Raw genomic sequence first — 17682 nt, 5'->3', positions numbered from 1 at the left:
TTCTATGCCAGTGATTTTATCTGTTGAATTTCAAGATGTTAATAACTAAATAGGGCTAAATACTCATGCATTAGTCCGAAATCGGACTGTGTTGGTTCGATTTCGGCACTGCCAAAGAGGTTAATAAAAGTATAACTTTGAAAATTAGGGCTATGAGTTTCAAATTGGTACTGAGGAGTCCGTTATTGCTGCTATTTGCTAAGTAAAGTAAGTAATATTGTCGTTAATCTCATGTATTTATTTAGTTTTTAATGTTGGCACGTGTTTCGCTATACCTTACATATACAAAGCATTAAGCAGTGAAATATGGATATAGCAAAAACAACAAATACAAAAGCTTTAGCTGTTTGGCAAAAATTAATTTTAGCCGCAGCTGTTATTGTAATAATTGGGGTTATTTATCAACAAAGTAACCAAGCTGGAGTATCCGTTTCGCGTAGTAATATTATTGTTGCAACGCTAAAGCAAGGCGCGCTAGACATTACAGTGACGGGTTATGGAGAATTAAAATCGGCACAGCAGCAGTTACTTACCGCTAAAACAGCAGCGACAGTTAAAGCTATTTTATTAAAGCCTGGCGCTATTGTCAGTAGCGACTCTGTAATTGTGCAACTTGCAAACCCTGAACTCGATCAACAGTTACAAAGTGCTGAGCAAGAGCTTAATAAATTGAATGCGAACTTGCGCCAAACAAAGCTTAATAATACGCGAGAGCTGTTAAATGAGCGCTCCCATGTGGCACAAAGTTATGCTGCGTATGAAAATGCCAAACTAAAATTAAAAGCAGAAGAAGCCCTTGTTAAGCAAGGGATTGTATCAACCTTAAATTACCAGCGTAGTGTGCTTGATGAGCAACAACTTAGCCAGCAATTAGCTATTGCAAAGCAGCGTGCAGAGCAATTAAAAGAAGTGCATAAAGAGGCGCAAAGTATTCAGTTGGAGCAAATAAAACAGCAGCAAGGGATTGTTGTTATGTCACAAACAAAGCTTACTAATTTGTCGATAAAAGCGGGGATAAATGGTGTGTTACAGCGCTTACCTGTGGAGCTTGGGCAAAGTGTGAACGCAGGGCAAGAAATTGCATTAATAGGCTCGGTTGATAACTTAATTGCTTTGATCCAAGTTCCACAAAATCAGGTTGATGATATTCGTTTAGGCCAAGTTGCACGAGTAGATACACGCCGAGGTATAGTTGATGCGCGTGTTACGCGTATAAGCCCTGTAATAGTTAATAATACGGTAGAAGTAGAGCTTGCTTTGCCTAAAATATTACCCGAAAACGTGAGGCCGCAACTAAGTGTTGATGCAAATATTATTGTGGCAAAGCTCACTAATGTTACCTTCATAGAGCGCCCGGCAAACGTTAAACCCTATACCGAAGTTGCGCTATATCAGCTTAACCCAATATCAGGTGATGCTAGTTTAGTTAAAGTGAAATTTGGTCGTTTAGCTGGACGTTATATTGAAGTGTTAGGTGGTGTAGCTGCTGATCAGCAGTTAATAATTTCAGATTTAGCCAACCTTACTCAAACCAACCAAACAATTCACATAAATTAAGGATGAATGCAATGGCAGAGCAAATAAATAAAGCTCTTAAAAGTGTCGTGCTAGAAATGAAAGCACTTAGTAAAGTTTTTGAAACTGATGAGCTGCAAACTTATGCGCTTCGCAGTATTGAATTAAAAGTTTACAGTGGTGAATATTTGTCTATATCTGGGCCATCAGGGTGCGGTAAATCAACATTATTATCAATCCTAGGTTTACTTGATATGCCAACGAGTGGTGAATATTTTATTGATGGTGTGAATGTTTCTAAGCTTAAACTAAATCAAGCTGCTGACATTAGAAACGCTAAAATAGGTTTTATTTTTCAGTCATTTAACCTAATTGATGAACTAAGTGTATTTGATAATGTGGCATTGCCACTTCGCTATCATCACTCTAAACCAAACAAGCATGAGATTGCTGAAAAAGTAAAAGCGTGTCTTGAAAAGGTAGGGCTTGGACATCGAATGAGCCATAAACCAAGCCAACTTTCAGGTGGTCAGCAACAACGTGTTGCCATAGCACGTGCTTTGGTAGCAGAGCCTACAATTTTGCTGGTGGATGAGCCAACAGGTAATCTTGACTCAAAATCGGGTGACCAAGTAATGCAAATATTGACTGATTTAAATAATGCGGGAACAACTATTTGCATGGTAACTCATGATCCTCGCTATGCCGATATGGCAAGTCGTCAGCTAAAACTCCTTGATGGTGAATTACTTGGTGAAATAGCGGTAAAAGAGCCATTAAATGCTTAAGTAGCTCTTTATCAGCGAGAATAAGATGAAAATATTTAAAACAAAAACCGTGATTAATCAGTTACTCAAAGGAGTGAAGTAATGACTTACAATTTTAAAAATGCATTACTCAATATTAAACAACATAAAATTTATAGTGTAAGTGTTGTCGCAACCTTGAGCATTGTTTTGGCTGCGTTAATTACTGTACTTACGCTTGCGTATATTATGCTGATAAAGCCACTGCCTTATCCTGAACAAGCACGGTTAGTTAAAGCTGAGTATGCGCAAATAGACTCAACAGGGTCGCTTAATACACGTGCATTTAATTACCCTGCGCTAATTGATTTATATAAAAACCATAACGTATTTGAACAAGTCGCTTTGGTGTATTACGCACAACAACGCCTCGATGATGTGGCTGGCTTGCCCATCGTAAATACATCATTTGTAACACCGCAGTGGTTTGATTTATTTGCTATTAAGTTACATTTAGGGCGTGGTTTTAGCCAAACAGAGAAGCTAGATAGTTTTAATCCTGTGGCAGTGATCAGCTATCAAACATGGATAAATGATTTTGCTGCTAAAGAAGATATTATTGGCCAAAAGCTGGGTGTAGGGGGGAAACAATTTAAAATTATTGGTGTAGCTGCTGCCAATTTTAAAGCTCCAGCCCTTATCAAAACAGGCCAAGAAACGGCTATATGGCTGCCTTGGGATTACAATCTAACATCTGAAGAAGCCAAACCTTTTTGGTGGAACCGTTATTCAAACAGCCATTTTGTTGCTAAATTACCAAGTAATATAAATCGAGTTCAAGCAAGTAAAAAGCTATCTCAGTATGTTGATAACGTGTGGCAGCAACATATTATAACAGAGGCATTTTTTGCCGGTTGGCATATTCAGCTTGAGCTTAATCCACTGCAAAATGTAATATTAAAAGAAACGCCGAAAAATATTTATTGGCTTATTTTAGCTGTGCTAGGTTTGGTTATTATTGCGTGTGTAAACATTAGCAATGTATTTATAGTTCGTACAGCTGCGCGTAAGCATACCTTAGCACTAAGTGCTGCCGTAGGCGCAACACGGTTTATTTTGTTTAAACAATTTTGGCTTGAAATTGTATTATTAATAGGAAGTGCAAGCTTTATAGGTCTTACTCTATCAGCTGTTATTTTGGCTGAGTTGAGTCATTTAGCGCAGGCCATATTACCTCGAGCAAGCGAGTTGTCGGTTAATATGGCCTCAGTACTTATTGCGGTATTGAGCTGTTTAATACTGAGCACTCTATTTGCCTATTTGTGTACGCGTATTATTAATTATCGTGAACTAATCGGTGGCTTAAAGTCAGCAGGAAAAGGCAAAACTGTACAGGTAAGTAAGCGTGTTTGGCAAAGTTTGGTGGCATTTCAGGTTGCAATTACATGTACTTTATTATTTATTAACCTTTTAATCTTTAACGTTAATAATGCCAATATAAAAGAAGCTTTCACACTGCCTATTAAGCAACTAACCAGTGTTGAAATTAACTTAGCTAATTATTTATCAGCAAACAGAGAAAAAGCAAACCAAGTACTAAATCAAGCAGCTAATGAAATAGCTTTATTGCCAGAAGTCGCTCAGATTAGCCGCTCATCCTCACCGATCAATGATAATTTAATTACTTGGTCACTCATTGAAGTTACGCACAATAAACAAGTGCTACCGTTTGGTAAAGCCGTTGATGAGCATTATTTTTCAGTACTTAAACAACCTATTCTGCAAGGGCGTAGTTTTACAGCTGAAGATGTTAAAAGTGACGCTAATGTAATAGTTATCAATGATGTACTTGCCAAGCAGTTATCAAGTAATGGTAATGCGTTAGGAATGCGCTTAAGTTTCGATATTACATCTGGTCGTGAAAACGATTTAACAATTATAGGTATTGTTAAGGCGATGCCAATTCCTGGTAAAGCACTAAAAGAGCCTAAAGCCTTTTTGACACGTGAAGGGTATCGCTCATTTATTATAGAGCTTAAAAATAATCAACAATTAAAAAAACAAACGCTTAATACGTTATTGCAAAAAATAGATGCGGGCATTTCGGTGCATAAACTTGAGTCGCTAAATTCTCAGCGTGATACCGCATTATTTCGACAATACGTTGTATCAGCTACGACTATAGCGTTAATTGTTGCGACAATAGTATTAACTAGCATTGGCTTGGTGAGTATTATGCGTTACTCAGTGCAGTTACGACGTGCAGAAATTGGCATTCGTTTGTGTATAGGCGCTAAACCGTTAGATTTATTTTTGTTAGTATTTAAGCAAAGTGGCGCTGGTATTTTAATAGGGGTTTTATTAAGTGTTGGTATTTTATTTTTACTGCAACAGCAATTACAAAATATAGCTAATACAGTTCCTACGTTAACTCAGTTAGTATTATTCCTTACTACCTTAATATTTGTAGTAACTCTTGGGGCAATAGCATGTTACTTACCTCTAAATACACAATTAAAGCGCCCAGCAATTTCAGGCATACAAAGCGAAAGCTAAAACTTTTGTACAGCATGGCTTTTAAATTGGTAGCAAGCCCTAATATTTAGTTTCTAGGTGTGGTTGCTGCTGCAATATAGCTGCACTTACAAACTAAAACCCAAAGAACTGGGATGCTAATAAATAATTGAGCTATTGGTAATAGATCAATACATCATAGTTTTATTCCCACTTTATTCCGATGTTGCGCTTAATTCAGGTATTATTTGCGCAACTAGGTTTTTTAAGACATTATATATGACCCAATTAACTGCCAAGCAAAATATTCAAGCGATTGTAAAAGCTATCAAGGCAGAGGAAGCATCACTTCGTCAAAAGTATCCATTACTTGCCCATCAAAATACCTTAGGGTTGATCATTTTATTGCTGTCGCTTAGTGCATTAATTGGCGTTGGGGTTTTATATTATTTGGCTATAATACCTGCTTGGGTGTGTATAGTGCTTGCGGCTATAGCTGCGTCTATTTCCCATGAGTTAGAACACGACCTTATACATAAACAATACTTTAGTAACCAGCCGTTTATGCATAATATTATGATGCTAACAGTATGGTTAATGCGGCCAAATACTATTAGCCCATGGTACCGACGTAAAATGCATTTACACCATCACAAAACCTCAGGCACACAACAAGACCTAGAAGAACGCTTGGTGGGGAACGGTATTAAAAATCCATTTTTACGTGCGCTAGTTATTGTAGATGGGTTATTAGGGTTAGTTATTTCTACTAAACGTTTTAGAAAAGAAATTAATGGCTTTAGTTTTTTGCGTGTTTTTAATGCGGGGTTTCCGATAGCGACTGCGTATTTTGCTATTTTATACAGCGTTATTGTGTTTCATATTGTTGATTTATTTATACCTCTTTCGCTAAATTCACCTTCCTGGTTATTAAGTATAATGAATGTGTTTGAATTTTTAATGGTCGTACTTATTGCGCCTAATATTATTCGCTCAAGCTCGCTTAATTTTGTTACCTCAAGCATGCATTACTATGGCGGCGTTAATAATATGCTAGAGCAAACACATGTACTAACGAGTCGTTTATTTATGCCGTTTCACTTGTTTTGTTTTAATTTTGGTAAAACGCATACCATTCATCACTTTGTGCCAAATCAGCCGTTTTATTTACGTCAAATGTTAAGTGAGAAAATACTTAAAGTAATGGCACAACACAACGTGCGCTTTAATGATTTTGACAGCATAAAAAATGCTAACGCATTTAAATAATTACCCCCAACATAAGGGGAGGTTCTACATTGCTATTTTTATTTTATAGTTTGAATAGCAATTATGTACCAAGCCTATTACTTGTTAACTTCTTCTATTCACCACCGTGCTTATTAAAACTCACTTTACGTGCGTTGGTTGACTATTCAATGTCATTTTTAAATCAATAAAAACAAAAATGGTAGATTTAATTAGCGATAAATATTCAAACTAAAAATAGTAAAACCAGTGAAAAGTGAAGTTGCCCTCCATAGTTGGGCATCTAGCTTAAATGGGATTGATTATTGTAGAGCCTTCAGTAATAGTGGTTATAGAGCGAACTAATTGTGTTTTCAATAATACATAAGAGCTCGTGCTCATCAATATTATAAAACCAATAAATATAATAAGGACAAACAGGATGAAAAAATCACTAATTTCAGTAGCGCTGGGCTTTGCTGCCCTTAGTGCGTTTAATGCCAATGCAAACATTGATCAGCAAGTGAAAAAGGTAGAGCAACAGGTTATTGATTGGCGACGTGATTTTCATCAAAACCCTGAGCTTGGAAATCGCGAAACCCGCACAGCAGGTATTGTGGCTAAGCACTTAAAGTCGCTGGGTATGGAAGTACAAACGGGGATTGCTTATACAGGTGTTGTGGGGTTATTAAAAGGTGCAAAGTCAGGTCCAACAGTAATGCTACGCGCAGATATGGACGCGCTGCCCGTTACTGAAAAAGCCGACGTGCCATTTAAATCAACTAAAACCACTAATTACCGTGGTGTAGATGTAGGCATAATGCATGCTTGTGGGCACGACACGCACGTGGCCATGCTTATGGGCGCTGCACAAGTGCTTGCAAACATGAAAGATGAGCTACACGGTAATATTATGTTTGTATTTCAGCCTGCAGAAGAAGGCGCACCAGTGGGGGAAGAAGGTGGCGCTGAGCTAATGCTTAAAGAAGGCATATTTAAACAATACAAACCAGAGGCTGCTTTTGGATTACACATAACATCTAGTTTGCACAGCGGTAAAATTGGTTATAGAAGTGGCCCTGCAATGGCCAGTGCGGATCGATTTGAAATAACTGTGCATGGCAAGCAGGCACACGGCTCTGCACCGTGGACTGGCGTTGACCCAATTGCAGCAGCTGCACAAATAGTAACAGGCGTTAATCATATTGTGAGCCGCCAAATCAATATTACCAAAGAGCCTGCTATTGTTTCGTTTGGTAAGATAGCGGGTGGGGTACGTAATAATATTATTCCTGAAGAAGTTGAAATGGTAGGCACGATTCGTAATTTTGATATGGATAATCGTGCACAAATATTTGAAAAAATAAAAACCACAGCCACACACATTGCCAAATCGTCAGGTGCTACAGCAGAGGTACATATTCACGAGGGTTACCCTGTAACGATTAATAACCCACAGCTTACTGCGCAAATGTTACCTAGCCTTAAAAAAGCAGCAGGTAACAGTAACGTAGTTGAAATGGGAAAAATAACTGGCGCAGAAGACTTTTCGTTTTACGCTTTAGAAGTGCCGAGTGTATTCGTATTTTTAGGCGGCACACCAAGTGAGCAAGACTTAAATACAGTGGCTAGCAATCATTCACCTTATTTTTATGCCGACGAATCATCGTTTAAAGTAGGCACTAAAGCACTCAGCTTATTAGCCGTTGATTATTTAAACGCACATAAAAGATAGCTTAAACGCACCACGTTACGCCATTAGCTTAACGTGGTATTGCTGTTTTATTTAAAACATCGGATCATGTTTGTAGCACTTGTTCAACATTGAAAATCACTCTCAAAAATTAAAAAACCTAACCAAATATACAAATGAACCGGTGAGCAGTTTTTTTATATTATTAAAAATAATGAATCGATATTGCCGGTCTTATATCTCGATTCAATCTTCATAAGCATTAAGGATTTAAATAATGGAAATTACGGGAAGCTGTTACTGTGGTGAAATTAAATACCAAGCAAAATCTCAAAATAACAACGCACTTGTTTGCCATTGTAGCGATTGCCAACGTATGTCGAGCGGCCCATTCAGAGCCGTTATAATTGCAGAGCCAAATTCTGTAGTATTCACCCAAGGTGAGCCTAAAGAGTTTGTGAAAACAGCGCAAAGTGGTAATAAGCGTGCGCAAGGTTTTTGTGGAACGTGCGGTACAACACTTTATGCTACAAATGAAGCAAAAGAAGACCGTGTATACGGATTACGTATTGGTGCGGTAGATCAAAGAGATGCTTTTAAACCTTCAGCACAAATTTGGGCTAAATCAACATTGAGCTGGTTGAGCGACTTACACGAAGTACCTGCGTTTGATACAACCCCACAAAACTAGTTAGTTGGGGTTATCAGTATTACTTTTTTAGTAAGTGATTTGAAATTTATTTAACCAAATGACTGTCTACTTATAAGTCAGTCATTTGGAGAATAATATGTGTAGTTCACCTAAAAGCAGCCGTGCAGTTAAAAAAACAGCCATTAGTTTTAATGATGAGCTTACTCAAGAGCAGCGCTTGCGTTTTGCTGCAAAAGCTAATTTAGCACAAGAGCGCCGTGAACAGCGCGAAGCAACTAATAAGCGCTATAAGAAAAAACATACTCCTGCAAAAAAGCCAGCAACGGGCTTGTTTTCATGGTTACAGCAGCTAGTAAGTTAGTTATAGCCGTTAATAAGTTAACTGTTATTAAGCGTAGTATTTTTACCGCTAAACCATCCACATATAGCACATAACACGCCCGCAATAGCGCACAGCCATAGTGGCGCACTCCAGCTCCCCGTTGCTGTATGCAATGCTCCCGCAACCATAGGGCCAACAGCTGCTAGCAAATAACCAATACTTTGTGACATACCCGAAAGTGATGCCGCTTGCGTGGAGTTATCAGTACGTAGGCTAATAAACGACAGCCCTAAAATAAAACACGCCCCCGAGCTAAAACCAAGTAGTAGTGTCCATATCAATGCAAAACCTGGCATATACAACAAACCAAGCGCACATGTTGCACTAAGTGATGCAAGTATAAAGCTAAGCGCGCTTTGATCTTTGAGTTTGGCAAGTAACGGTATAAGCACAAGCCCAGGTATGGCGGTCGCAATTTGAAAGGCCCCATGATAGGCGCCTGCTTGTGTGGCGCTTTGCCCTGCTTCGGTTAAAATGCCCGGCAACCACGTAATGATGATGTAGTTTAAAAAAGAATTTAAACCTAACAATAGTGTAATTTGCCATGCAAGTGCATAACGCCAAATGCTTTTAGTCAGTGTTGATGTATGCGCTGTTTGCGTAGGTTTTGTGTGTTTATTTAATTGCGCCATCCATACAATTAAAGTGGTGATTGTAATAAGGGCACTTGCGCCTAAAGCAAACTGCCAGCCCAACCCTTCATATTGGCTAAGCGGGTAAACTAACGCTGAAAACCCACCCGATGTAACGCCCATAGTAAGTACATAAGCAGAGGTCATAACGGCGACTTTTGCGGCAAAGTCGCGTTTTATTAAACTCGGTAATAAAACGTTAGCTATAGCAATACCCGCACCAATAATGGCTGTGCCAACAAACAACATTATTGACGAATTAAACACCCGCCCAGCAATACCCATTAGTATTAAAAATACAGCAAAAAACAAAGTGCGCTCAAGCCCTTGGCGTTTAGCTAGGCTTGCTGCCATGGGCGATATAATCGCAAAGGCAATTAGCGGTAACGTGGTGATAAAGCCTGCTTGCGAAGCGGTTAAGCTAAAGTGCGCAATTATTTGATCAAGCACTGGCGCAACACCTGTAAAAGGTGCACGTAAATTGGCGGCAATAAGTAAAATACCTATTACCAGTAGTATGCTCGAAAAGCGCGACGTGCCGGTATTGCTTTGAGGTGTGTGTGTCATTATTAAAATAAGTTAGCTAATTATGGGCGCTAGTATAAATAAATCAGCACTATTATAATTTAGCTATACTGACATTAAATTGCTAAAAACAGACAAAACTATGTTTGAACCTAAAGGGTGGGGATACCTACAAAACTACGAGCACATGGTACAGCCCATAATTGCCAAAGTTGATACCGCACAAGGCAGTAAAGAATACCCTTTACATACTCACCCAAAGGGGCAATTAATATTAGCGCTTGATGGCTATGTAACCTGTGAAGCGGCAAATAAAATGTGGATGGTGCCAACCCACAGCGCTATTTGGGTGCCAGCTAATACGAGCCACAGTAATCGCGCATCAGATAACGCCAATTTATGCTTTGTATTTATTAATGCCAACCAAAAAGGCATGCCCACGCACACCTGTACTTTGGCTATAACTCCCCTTGTTAAAAGTTTAATGCTTAAGCTTGCAAGCGAAAGCCAAGCTTATAGCGAAGGTGATAAAACCGCGCGTTTAGCCCAAGTATTGTTTGATTTATTAATAGAAATGCCAACCCAGCCGCTTGATTTTGCGCTTTCTAAGCATGTGGTAATACAAACCATGAGCCGGGAGTTAATAGAGCAACCTAATAACCGCAAAACCCTTGCGCAATGGGCAGTGCAATTTGCATTAACCGAACGTACGTTGGCACGACTTATAAAAAAGCAAACCGGCATGACCTTTGGTAAGTGGCGAACGCAGCTACATATAATTACAGCATTGCAGGCACTATCAGATGGGCAAAGCGTACAGCAAGTATCGGAGTTATTAGGGTATGAATCGGTGAGTGCGTTTATAACTATGTTTAAAAAGGTAATGGGAAAATCGCCCACTAAATACATGGGCGATTTAAATTAAGCTAAATGTGTTTTACCAAGTATACGTGGCTGAAAGCATAGCGCTACGTGGCTTGCCAGGAAAGTACCTGTCGCCAGTAAAACTAGTGTAATCAGCACGCTCTGCGTAAGCTTCGTCGGTAAGGTTAATTATACGTGCAAGCACTTCTAGCTTATTGGTAACTTGCCACTTTGCACGTAAGCTTAAAATGTCATGTCCGTCGTAGCTATGAAGGTTTTCTGGGTCGGTATAGTAACTACTTACGCTATGCCATTGCAGTGCAAGCGCTAGGTTATTAAAGGCTTGCCAATTTAAATCAAGATTAGCAATGTTGCGCGGCGCAGTATCTACCTCGTTGCCGTTAATATTTAAGCCACTCACTAACTGGTTATTAGTATAGGTATGCTTTGCATGTGTACCTGCAAATTGTAAGTTAAGTGTTTTACTTAATGCGTAATCTAATTCAAGCTCAATACCACGATGGCGAGAGCTGCCATTATTAACGTTAAAAAAGTCGCTATCGCGATAAATAGTGTTGTGCTTGCTCATGGCATACACAGCCAATGCATAACTCACATCGCTGTAATATCCCTTTAAACCAAGCTCGGCATTATTAGCTATTTCTGGGTTTAAATTAGCGGTGGTTTGTTCGCGTTGTAATTGATATAGCTCAGCCGCTTGGGGCGCTCTATAGCCACGCGAAAAATTAGCATATACGGTATTGTTGTTATTGACCTTATAGCTTACACCTAGCTTAGGCGATGTATTGCTAAAACTATTTTTACCACTTGCTGGGCGGCTATAGCGGCAACCGCCAAAACTACATTCACTGCCGTCGTCTTTTGTACGGCCAGTAAGCATATTATTAGTGTAATCGTACTGCATATGCTCATATCTTAGGCCTGCGCTAATAAACCACTTGTTTAATTGCCAATCAATAGATGCAAATGGCGCATAAAGCGTTGCGTTTACGTCGTAATCGTAGTGTTTGCCTTGCGGTACTGTGGCAACTAAAAATGCAGAGCCCTGAGTTGGCTCGTTTTGGCTTTGTGTAAAATCGCTGCGGGTATATTCGCCATCAAGCCCTAGGTTTACTTTTATATTACTTTGCAAATTGTGCTGATAAAGAGATTGCACACCAAAGCCTGTTTGGCTGTTGGTTTCAAGTGGGGTGCCGGGTAAAAAATGCTTAAAAAAGTCCATGCTTTGGTCGCGCACATAAGGCGTAATAGAAAGCACATTGCCGTTTTTTAATTGCCACTGGGCATTGCTCCATGCTCTAAATGAGCGGGCTTTTCTAAATGCATCGGGGTCAAAGTTTTGCTGCGCTATATCTTCGTTTTTATAGCTTTCAAAACCTGTAATAAAGCCCGCTGTTTGCTGATCTAAATTTGTGTATGTAAGGCCGGAGGTAAGTAACAGGTTATCGTTTTCAAAGCGGTGGCGAATATTTACCTTTTGCTGTTTAACGCTTTCATCATCACGGTAACCTGTGTCGTCAGTCACACTTGCGTTAATGCCAATCCCACTGTTGCCATAGTTTTTCCCTGCGCGTAATTTATAACGAGCATAACCGTATGAGCCATAATCAAGCCCAACAAGTCCGCCGCCTTGGGTGGTGTCTGGCGTTATTACATTAATAACACCATGCACGGCGTTAGAGCCATAAAGGGCAGAGCCCGGACCTTTTAATACTTCAATACGCTTTGCCATTTCGCTATGTGCTTCAAATAGCTCGTTTATATTACAAAAGCCCGCAGCGCGAAGTGGTATGCCATCTTCAAGGGTGAGTATGCCACCACAGGCTGCCGCGCCCGAGAGTACAGGCGAGCGAAGTGCAGGTAAATACTCTTGCCCGTTACCACGTTGAACATTTGCGCCAGCAATACGCTGTAATGATTCTTCAACATGAGTTAGCGCAATACTGTTTAATTGCGCCTCAGATAAGGTGCTAATAGTAAGAGGAAGAGGGGTGGCAAATGCTTCTGTACGCGATGCGGTGGTTGTTATGGTTTCTATAGCATCATTGTTTTGAGTATCAGCAATTGCAATATGGCTTAGTGGCAATAGCAGTGGCAAAAAATAAGGTTTCATACATTCCTTTAAGGTAAGTAACGCTTTATTAACGCCATGGTAAGGTGTTTTAAACAATTTTTAAACCGATTGCGTTAAAGTGTGCGAACTCTGTAAACCCTATACGTTATCGATAATACAAAGCACGCCAGTGCAGGCACTACCAAAGCGCGTAGTGAGTAATACTCAAATAAAATAAACCCAGTAATACCGCCAAGTAAAAAACCAATAATAATAAGTAAAAACATTACACCTTTTCGGGTATCAAAGGTTTCGCCTTTAAGTGCTTTACCTATCATTAGGCCAAGGTCGGTAAAAATTCCGGTTAAGTGAGTAGTACGCACTACGGCGCCGCTATAATTAGTGGCTAATGCATTTTGTAAACCACACGCGGCGCTGGCAAGTGTAATGCCATAAACATAAGACTGGTCGAGCAAATAAGCACTTAAGAGCAGTAAAAGGCCTTCAATAAATAATAAGGTGTCGTAATGGCGTCCAAGCTTTAACGAGCCACCAGTGAGTAAAAAGCCAGAAAGCGCCGAGCCCAGCATAAAGCTTACAATTATACTTATAAGTAGTAACGCAGCAGAGGTACTGCTCATTAGTTTTATACCAAGTAAAGTAACACTGCCTGAAAGGTGAGAAATGGCCTGATGCTCAAATCCTAACAATCCTACCGCATTTACAACGCCAGCAATAAAAGCGAGCGCAAACGCGCCATATTCAACCCATTCTGGTAGTTTCGTAAACATTGAATATCTCGTAAATATAATCGTGGTTATTATTTTTGATTTTTAAAACGTGTTATTTGTTCATCAACCAACTTGGTATCTATTACGCCGTGTTTAAAGGCTATATAAACAGGAAGCGTAAACTCATTTAATTGCCTTGCTGTTATGTTTTTATGGCTTTTTGAATACCATAACCCCGCTTGATAATTAGTTATGGCGTAATCAACACGGTTTTTTTCAAGTAGTTCAAAAGTAGCTTTAGTTGAGATCGAGCGCATTAAATTACTATCATCAATGTTGTAATGTGCAGCAAGCACGTTTGGCAAAGCAACCCCTCTTAACATAGCTATACGGGCATCTGATAAATCCGTTGTGTTTAACTGCTCCTTGGTTTTACCAAATAAACCAAATTGAGTGATATGCACTGGCTCACTGGTAAAGTCTAAATATTGAGAGCGCTCTTTGTTATTTGCCAACGAAAAGTAGCAATCGTAATACCCGAGTGTCATTTCTTTTTTAATGCGTGCCCACGGTAAATGCACCACATCAATGTTTAAATTTAATTTACGCTCAATAAACCTTAAGTACTCTATATCAAGGCCAGAAAAGGTATTGGTTTGCTCATCGTATATTGTAAAAGGAGGGTAGTGCGTGGTTGCACAGCGAAGCGTTTTATTAGGCGCTGCCAATAATAGCTGAGAAAAAGTTAAAGCTAAAAACATCAATACAGCGCGCATAAACACAAATCCAAAATTTTTTATAAGTATAGAACCTGAACGCTTATTATACAGATTAATTGCCTTTAATTGTGTTGATCTATGTATTTTTATATCGCGTATAAAATAAATTTGTGAGAGCCACATGTTTAACGCAGAGCAGCAATCGCGCATTATTGAAATGGCGTGGGAAGATAGAACACCATACGAGGCAATAGAGCAGTTGTATGGGCTTAAATACCCGCAGCTGGTGGTATTTATGCGCGAAAACATTTCAAAGGGAAGTTTTAAAGTATGGCGTAAACGCCATGCAGGGCGCACAACAAAGCATTTAAAACTTCGCGATCCGTCAATAATGCGCAGCCATTGTAAAACGCAATATAAGCATCGCTAGTTTTAAAATCGTTGTTTCATACAATGTTCAGCCGTGTTTGCTAATCTTTAGTTATTAACTACACGAGAGATTTTGTATGAAAGCACCTATTTATACCGCTTTGATCGCATTTGCTTTATTTTCAATCAATGCTGATGCAAAACCACATAAAGAAAAGCATGGTTATAAACACGGCCATAATAAGCATTATTCAAATAAGCACTATGACGATAATCACCTTTCTAAAAAAGAGGAAAAAAAGTTAATACGTGCAGGCTGGACTCCACCGGGCTTAAGTAAACGTTATTATCGTGGCGATTATTTAGATCGTGATATATACAAGCGAGGAAGAGTGATTGAACGCTCTAAAGATAATGGTACAGTGCGTATAGAAGTTGACCATACCATTATTCATATGGTGCGAGATACTCGAGAAATACTCTCTATTTTAAGCCGTTAAGTTAACTTTAAAAGGATATTATTATGTTTGTAGCGCTGACTTTAATTATTGGCTTTTTTTTACTCGTGACTTTGTTGCCTATGTCATACAGTCAGCATTATTTAGTTCGTAGCTGTGACTTTGTTCGTTTACAAGTTTTTTATATCGCTAGCTTTGTTGCTTTAGTATCGTTCTTTTTATTATGGCAAAGTAGCTACACTGGATATTTGCTGACGGCTTTAACGTCAATCGTCATTATGGCACTGCAAGGTAAATGGATTTTTCCTTACACTTGGCTTGCCAAAAAAGAAGTTAAAACGGCATCAGTAAGCGAAGATCACAGTGTAAGAATAATGTCTGCTAATGTGCTTATGTCAAACCACAATAGCGAGCAACTTATTTCACTGGTTAATAAGCACCAGCCTGATTTATTAATAACACTTGAAAGCGATAGCTGGTGGGAAAATAAGTTATCGGTACTTAAAAAGCACTACCCGTATTTTATAGAGTGCCCAAAAGACAACCGCTACGGTATGCACTTATACAGTAAATTTAAAATTCTTGATGCACAAATATGTGAGTTAATTGAAGATGATATACCTTCAATTCATATATTGTTTGAAAACGATGAAGGCCTGCAAATGCAAGGGCACTTTATTCACCCTGCACCACCAAGCCCAACAGAAGAAGACTCATCGCGCCCACGCGACTCAGAGCTAATAATGGTGGCAAAAGCACTTAAAAACCCAACTCGCCCAACAATTGTAGCCGGTGATTTAAACGACGTGGCATGGTCGCGTAGCACGCGTTTATTTATGCAAATAAGTGGCTTTTTAGACCCTCGAAAAGGTCGCGGCTTTTATAATACTTTTCATGCGAGTTACTTTTTTATGCGCTGGCCGCTCGATCATTTATTTCACAGCCAAGGATTTAAAGTAAAACGTATTAAGCGCCTTGCAAAATATGGCTCAGACCACTTTGCACTGCTTACCGAGCTGGTGTTTGAAAATGCTAAGCAGCATTCATTAGAAGATAAATCAGACGAGCTTAAGCAAGAAGAGATACAAGAGTTGGCTATGAGCAAAGCCGATAAGCGAAAAGTGCCAAGGTTTGAGAAGAACTAGTTATTAGCTTGTGTAGGTCGGATAAGCGAAGCGCCATCCGACACAGTAAAATACCTTGCCAATTATAATCAATGTCTTATGTTATCGAAGTGGCTGGAGAGTGCTATAAGCGGACTCTCGTAACCTTAGACTCTTGTTATATTTACGTTTACACCATACTGTTTTTTAACTTTAAATGTGCCAATAATAATGTTTGTAAATTATTAATTAGTTGAGAATTGCTTTCGCTAGTTGTATTTAATACAACCCAACCATCAGTTCCCATAACTTCGATTGATTTGATAGTTAAACTTTCAATTTCGGGTTTATTTAAACACCTATCACCTGACACACGAAATATACCAAAATCTGTATTTATGCGACTAATATTGAAAAACTGCATCAAACCTCATTGTAAATAGAACGCCCACTTAAACGGTGAAAAATTAATGGCAATTTTTTCTGCGGGTCTTTGCAAAAAGTGCGACATAATTTTGAATTCGATTTCAAGTGCTTGTTATAAGCCATTAACCAAATCAACTGTCTGCTCAATAGCTATATTAACTAATCTAGGCGAATCAATAGGTATATTGTGACCAGTTGAATTTGAAACAATATGAATTGAATTAGGGTTGTGCCGTATTAATGAAGAGTGGAGCTCTCTCCATATTTCTTTCCCTTGCTCACTGTGACCAATCCACCAATCGCTTTCTCCTAATTTACTTGAGGTAACAATAACAGTGGGTATTTTAGTAATAGAGCCTTTATCTTTTAATTGCTCATTTTGATATATTTTTTGCAAAACTTTCCACTCTAGGCTTTGAGCCAAAAGTGAATTTAGCTTTTTATCATCTCTTTCCGCCCAAGCTTTATTTAACTGAATTAACTTTTTCGAAAATTGCTCGTGACTTGGATCTAGTAGCACTAAACCTATCACTTGATCCCGATAAGAAGCAGCATATTCACGTACATGAATACCCCCATATGAGTGCCCAACTAATATAATATTTTTATCAACATTTAATAGCTTTAGTAGAGCATGTAGGCGCTTATTAGATTTCTGAATAGAAACATCAACAGTTGCTGTTGAGCTGCCATTGCCAGCACGAGAATAAATAATAACTCGCTGTTTAAGCATTTTTAATTTAGCTAATAGTGGCTTCCAATAATTAACCCCCATTCCTACGCCTGACTCAATAATGATATTAATATCTCCAGTACCTATATCAATATATTCAAGCTGCATATTTTCAATCGTAGCAAAACTAACCTTTGACTCGGCAAGGACAGTGAAATGAGTCAGAAAAATACTTACAAAAAATAAAAAAATAGAAGGCTTCAATGATCTCTCCTTGGCTTATAGCGCCCGCATAAGCTGCGGAGCATGTTGGACACTTTTTTGCGCCCTTTTCTTTTGAGCAAAAAATCGGACAATGTGTGACGTCAGACTTGATGCG

The 17682-nt window shown here is 38.9% G+C and carries 17 protein-coding genes; 11 read left to right on the top strand and 6 right to left on the bottom strand.

Annotated features, from left to right (window positions below; translation table 11 throughout):
- Positions 1-306: 306 nt before the first annotated feature.
- The 7 genes from J8L73_RS13910 to J8L73_RS13880 all read left to right on the top strand — a co-directional run bounded on the left by J8L73_RS13910 (position 307) and on the right by J8L73_RS13880 (position 8708).
- Entirely contained in the window at positions 307-1557 is a 1251-nt protein-coding gene (locus J8L73_RS13910) for an HlyD family efflux transporter periplasmic adaptor subunit (protein WP_211000732.1), read from the top strand.
- Between the two features lie 11 nt (positions 1558-1568).
- The gene (locus J8L73_RS13905) at positions 1569-2303 is read left to right on the top strand and encodes an ABC transporter ATP-binding protein (RefSeq protein ID WP_282098398.1); all 735 of its coding nucleotides are present in this window, start codon (positions 1569-1571) and stop codon (positions 2301-2303) included.
- Between the two features lie 81 nt (positions 2304-2384).
- Positions 2385-4817 carry an ABC transporter permease gene (locus J8L73_RS13900; RefSeq protein WP_211000733.1) on the top strand — a complete coding sequence of 811 codons (2433 nt, stop codon included), beginning with the start codon at positions 2385-2387 and terminating at the stop codon, positions 4815-4817.
- Positions 4818-5054: 237 nt separating this feature from the next.
- Positions 5055-6044, top strand: a complete 990-nt coding sequence (locus tag J8L73_RS13895) for a fatty acid desaturase (protein ID WP_211017959.1) — start codon at positions 5055-5057, stop codon at positions 6042-6044.
- Between the two features lie 400 nt (positions 6045-6444).
- The gene (locus tag J8L73_RS13890) at positions 6445-7737 is read left to right on the top strand and encodes a M20 family metallopeptidase (RefSeq protein WP_211000735.1); all 1293 of its coding nucleotides are present in this window, start codon (positions 6445-6447) and stop codon (positions 7735-7737) included.
- Positions 7738-7972: 235 nt separating this feature from the next.
- Positions 7973-8386, top strand: coding sequence for a GFA family protein (locus J8L73_RS13885; protein ID WP_211000736.1), 414 nt, complete (start codon positions 7973-7975; stop codon positions 8384-8386).
- A 97-nt stretch (positions 8387-8483) separates the two neighbouring features.
- Entirely contained in the window at positions 8484-8708 is a 225-nt protein-coding gene (locus J8L73_RS13880) for a hypothetical protein (RefSeq protein ID WP_211017957.1), read from the top strand.
- Positions 8709-8725: 17 nt separating this feature from the next.
- Here the strand turns inward: J8L73_RS13880 and J8L73_RS13875 are convergent, their stop codons facing one another.
- Entirely contained in the window at positions 8726-9928 is a 1203-nt protein-coding gene (locus tag J8L73_RS13875) for an MFS transporter (RefSeq protein ID WP_211017955.1), read from the bottom strand.
- Between the two features lie 100 nt (positions 9929-10028).
- Between J8L73_RS13875 and J8L73_RS13870 the strand changes: the two genes are divergently transcribed.
- On the top strand, positions 10029-10811 hold the full coding sequence (locus J8L73_RS13870; RefSeq protein ID WP_211017953.1) for a helix-turn-helix transcriptional regulator: 783 nt from the start codon (positions 10029-10031) through the stop codon (positions 10809-10811).
- A 12-nt stretch (positions 10812-10823) separates the two neighbouring features.
- On the opposite strand, the gene J8L73_RS13865 is transcribed toward J8L73_RS13870, so the two are convergent.
- The 3 genes from J8L73_RS13865 to J8L73_RS13855 form a co-directional block, all read right to left on the bottom strand.
- Entirely contained in the window at positions 10824-12884 is a 2061-nt protein-coding gene (locus tag J8L73_RS13865) for a TonB-dependent receptor (RefSeq protein ID WP_211017951.1), read from the bottom strand.
- A 74-nt stretch (positions 12885-12958) separates the two neighbouring features.
- Positions 12959-13615 carry a YoaK family protein gene (locus J8L73_RS13860; protein ID WP_211017949.1) on the bottom strand — a complete coding sequence of 219 codons (657 nt, stop codon included), beginning with the start codon at positions 13613-13615 and terminating at the stop codon, positions 12959-12961.
- Positions 13616-13644: 29 nt separating this feature from the next.
- Complete coding sequence (locus J8L73_RS13855; RefSeq protein ID WP_211017948.1) at positions 13645-14331, bottom strand: transporter substrate-binding domain-containing protein; 687 nt, start codon at positions 14329-14331, stop codon at positions 13645-13647.
- 124 nt (positions 14332-14455) lie between these two features.
- Between J8L73_RS13855 and J8L73_RS13850 the strand changes: the two genes are divergently transcribed.
- The 3 genes from J8L73_RS13850 to J8L73_RS13840 all read left to right on the top strand — a co-directional run bounded on the left by J8L73_RS13850 (position 14456) and on the right by J8L73_RS13840 (position 16246).
- On the top strand, positions 14456-14704 hold the full coding sequence (locus J8L73_RS13850) for a TIGR03643 family protein (RefSeq protein ID WP_211000743.1): 249 nt from the start codon (positions 14456-14458) through the stop codon (positions 14702-14704).
- A gap of 76 nt (positions 14705-14780) precedes the next feature.
- Positions 14781-15143 carry a hypothetical protein gene (locus J8L73_RS13845; RefSeq protein ID WP_211017946.1) on the top strand — a complete coding sequence of 121 codons (363 nt, stop codon included), beginning with the start codon at positions 14781-14783 and terminating at the stop codon, positions 15141-15143.
- A 23-nt stretch (positions 15144-15166) separates the two neighbouring features.
- Complete coding sequence (locus J8L73_RS13840) at positions 15167-16246, top strand: endonuclease/exonuclease/phosphatase family protein (RefSeq protein WP_211017944.1); 1080 nt, start codon at positions 15167-15169, stop codon at positions 16244-16246.
- 148 nt (positions 16247-16394) lie between these two features.
- Here J8L73_RS13840 and J8L73_RS13835 read toward each other — a convergent pair whose 3' ends face one another.
- Together J8L73_RS13835 and J8L73_RS13830 are read right to left on the bottom strand one after the other, a co-directional pair.
- On the bottom strand, positions 16395-16628 hold the full coding sequence (locus J8L73_RS13835; protein WP_211017942.1) for a hypothetical protein: 234 nt from the start codon (positions 16626-16628) through the stop codon (positions 16395-16397).
- A gap of 114 nt (positions 16629-16742) precedes the next feature.
- Entirely contained in the window at positions 16743-17567 is an 825-nt protein-coding gene (locus J8L73_RS13830; RefSeq protein ID WP_211017940.1) for an alpha/beta hydrolase, read from the bottom strand.
- Positions 17568-17682 lie beyond the last annotated feature (115 nt).

Source organism: Pseudoalteromonas sp. MMG006, assembly GCF_018101025.1.
GTDB lineage: Bacteria > Pseudomonadota > Gammaproteobacteria > Enterobacterales > Alteromonadaceae > Pseudoalteromonas.
The sequence above is the reverse complement of the archived record's forward strand: the minus strand, read 5'-3'. Positions and strand labels throughout refer to the sequence as shown.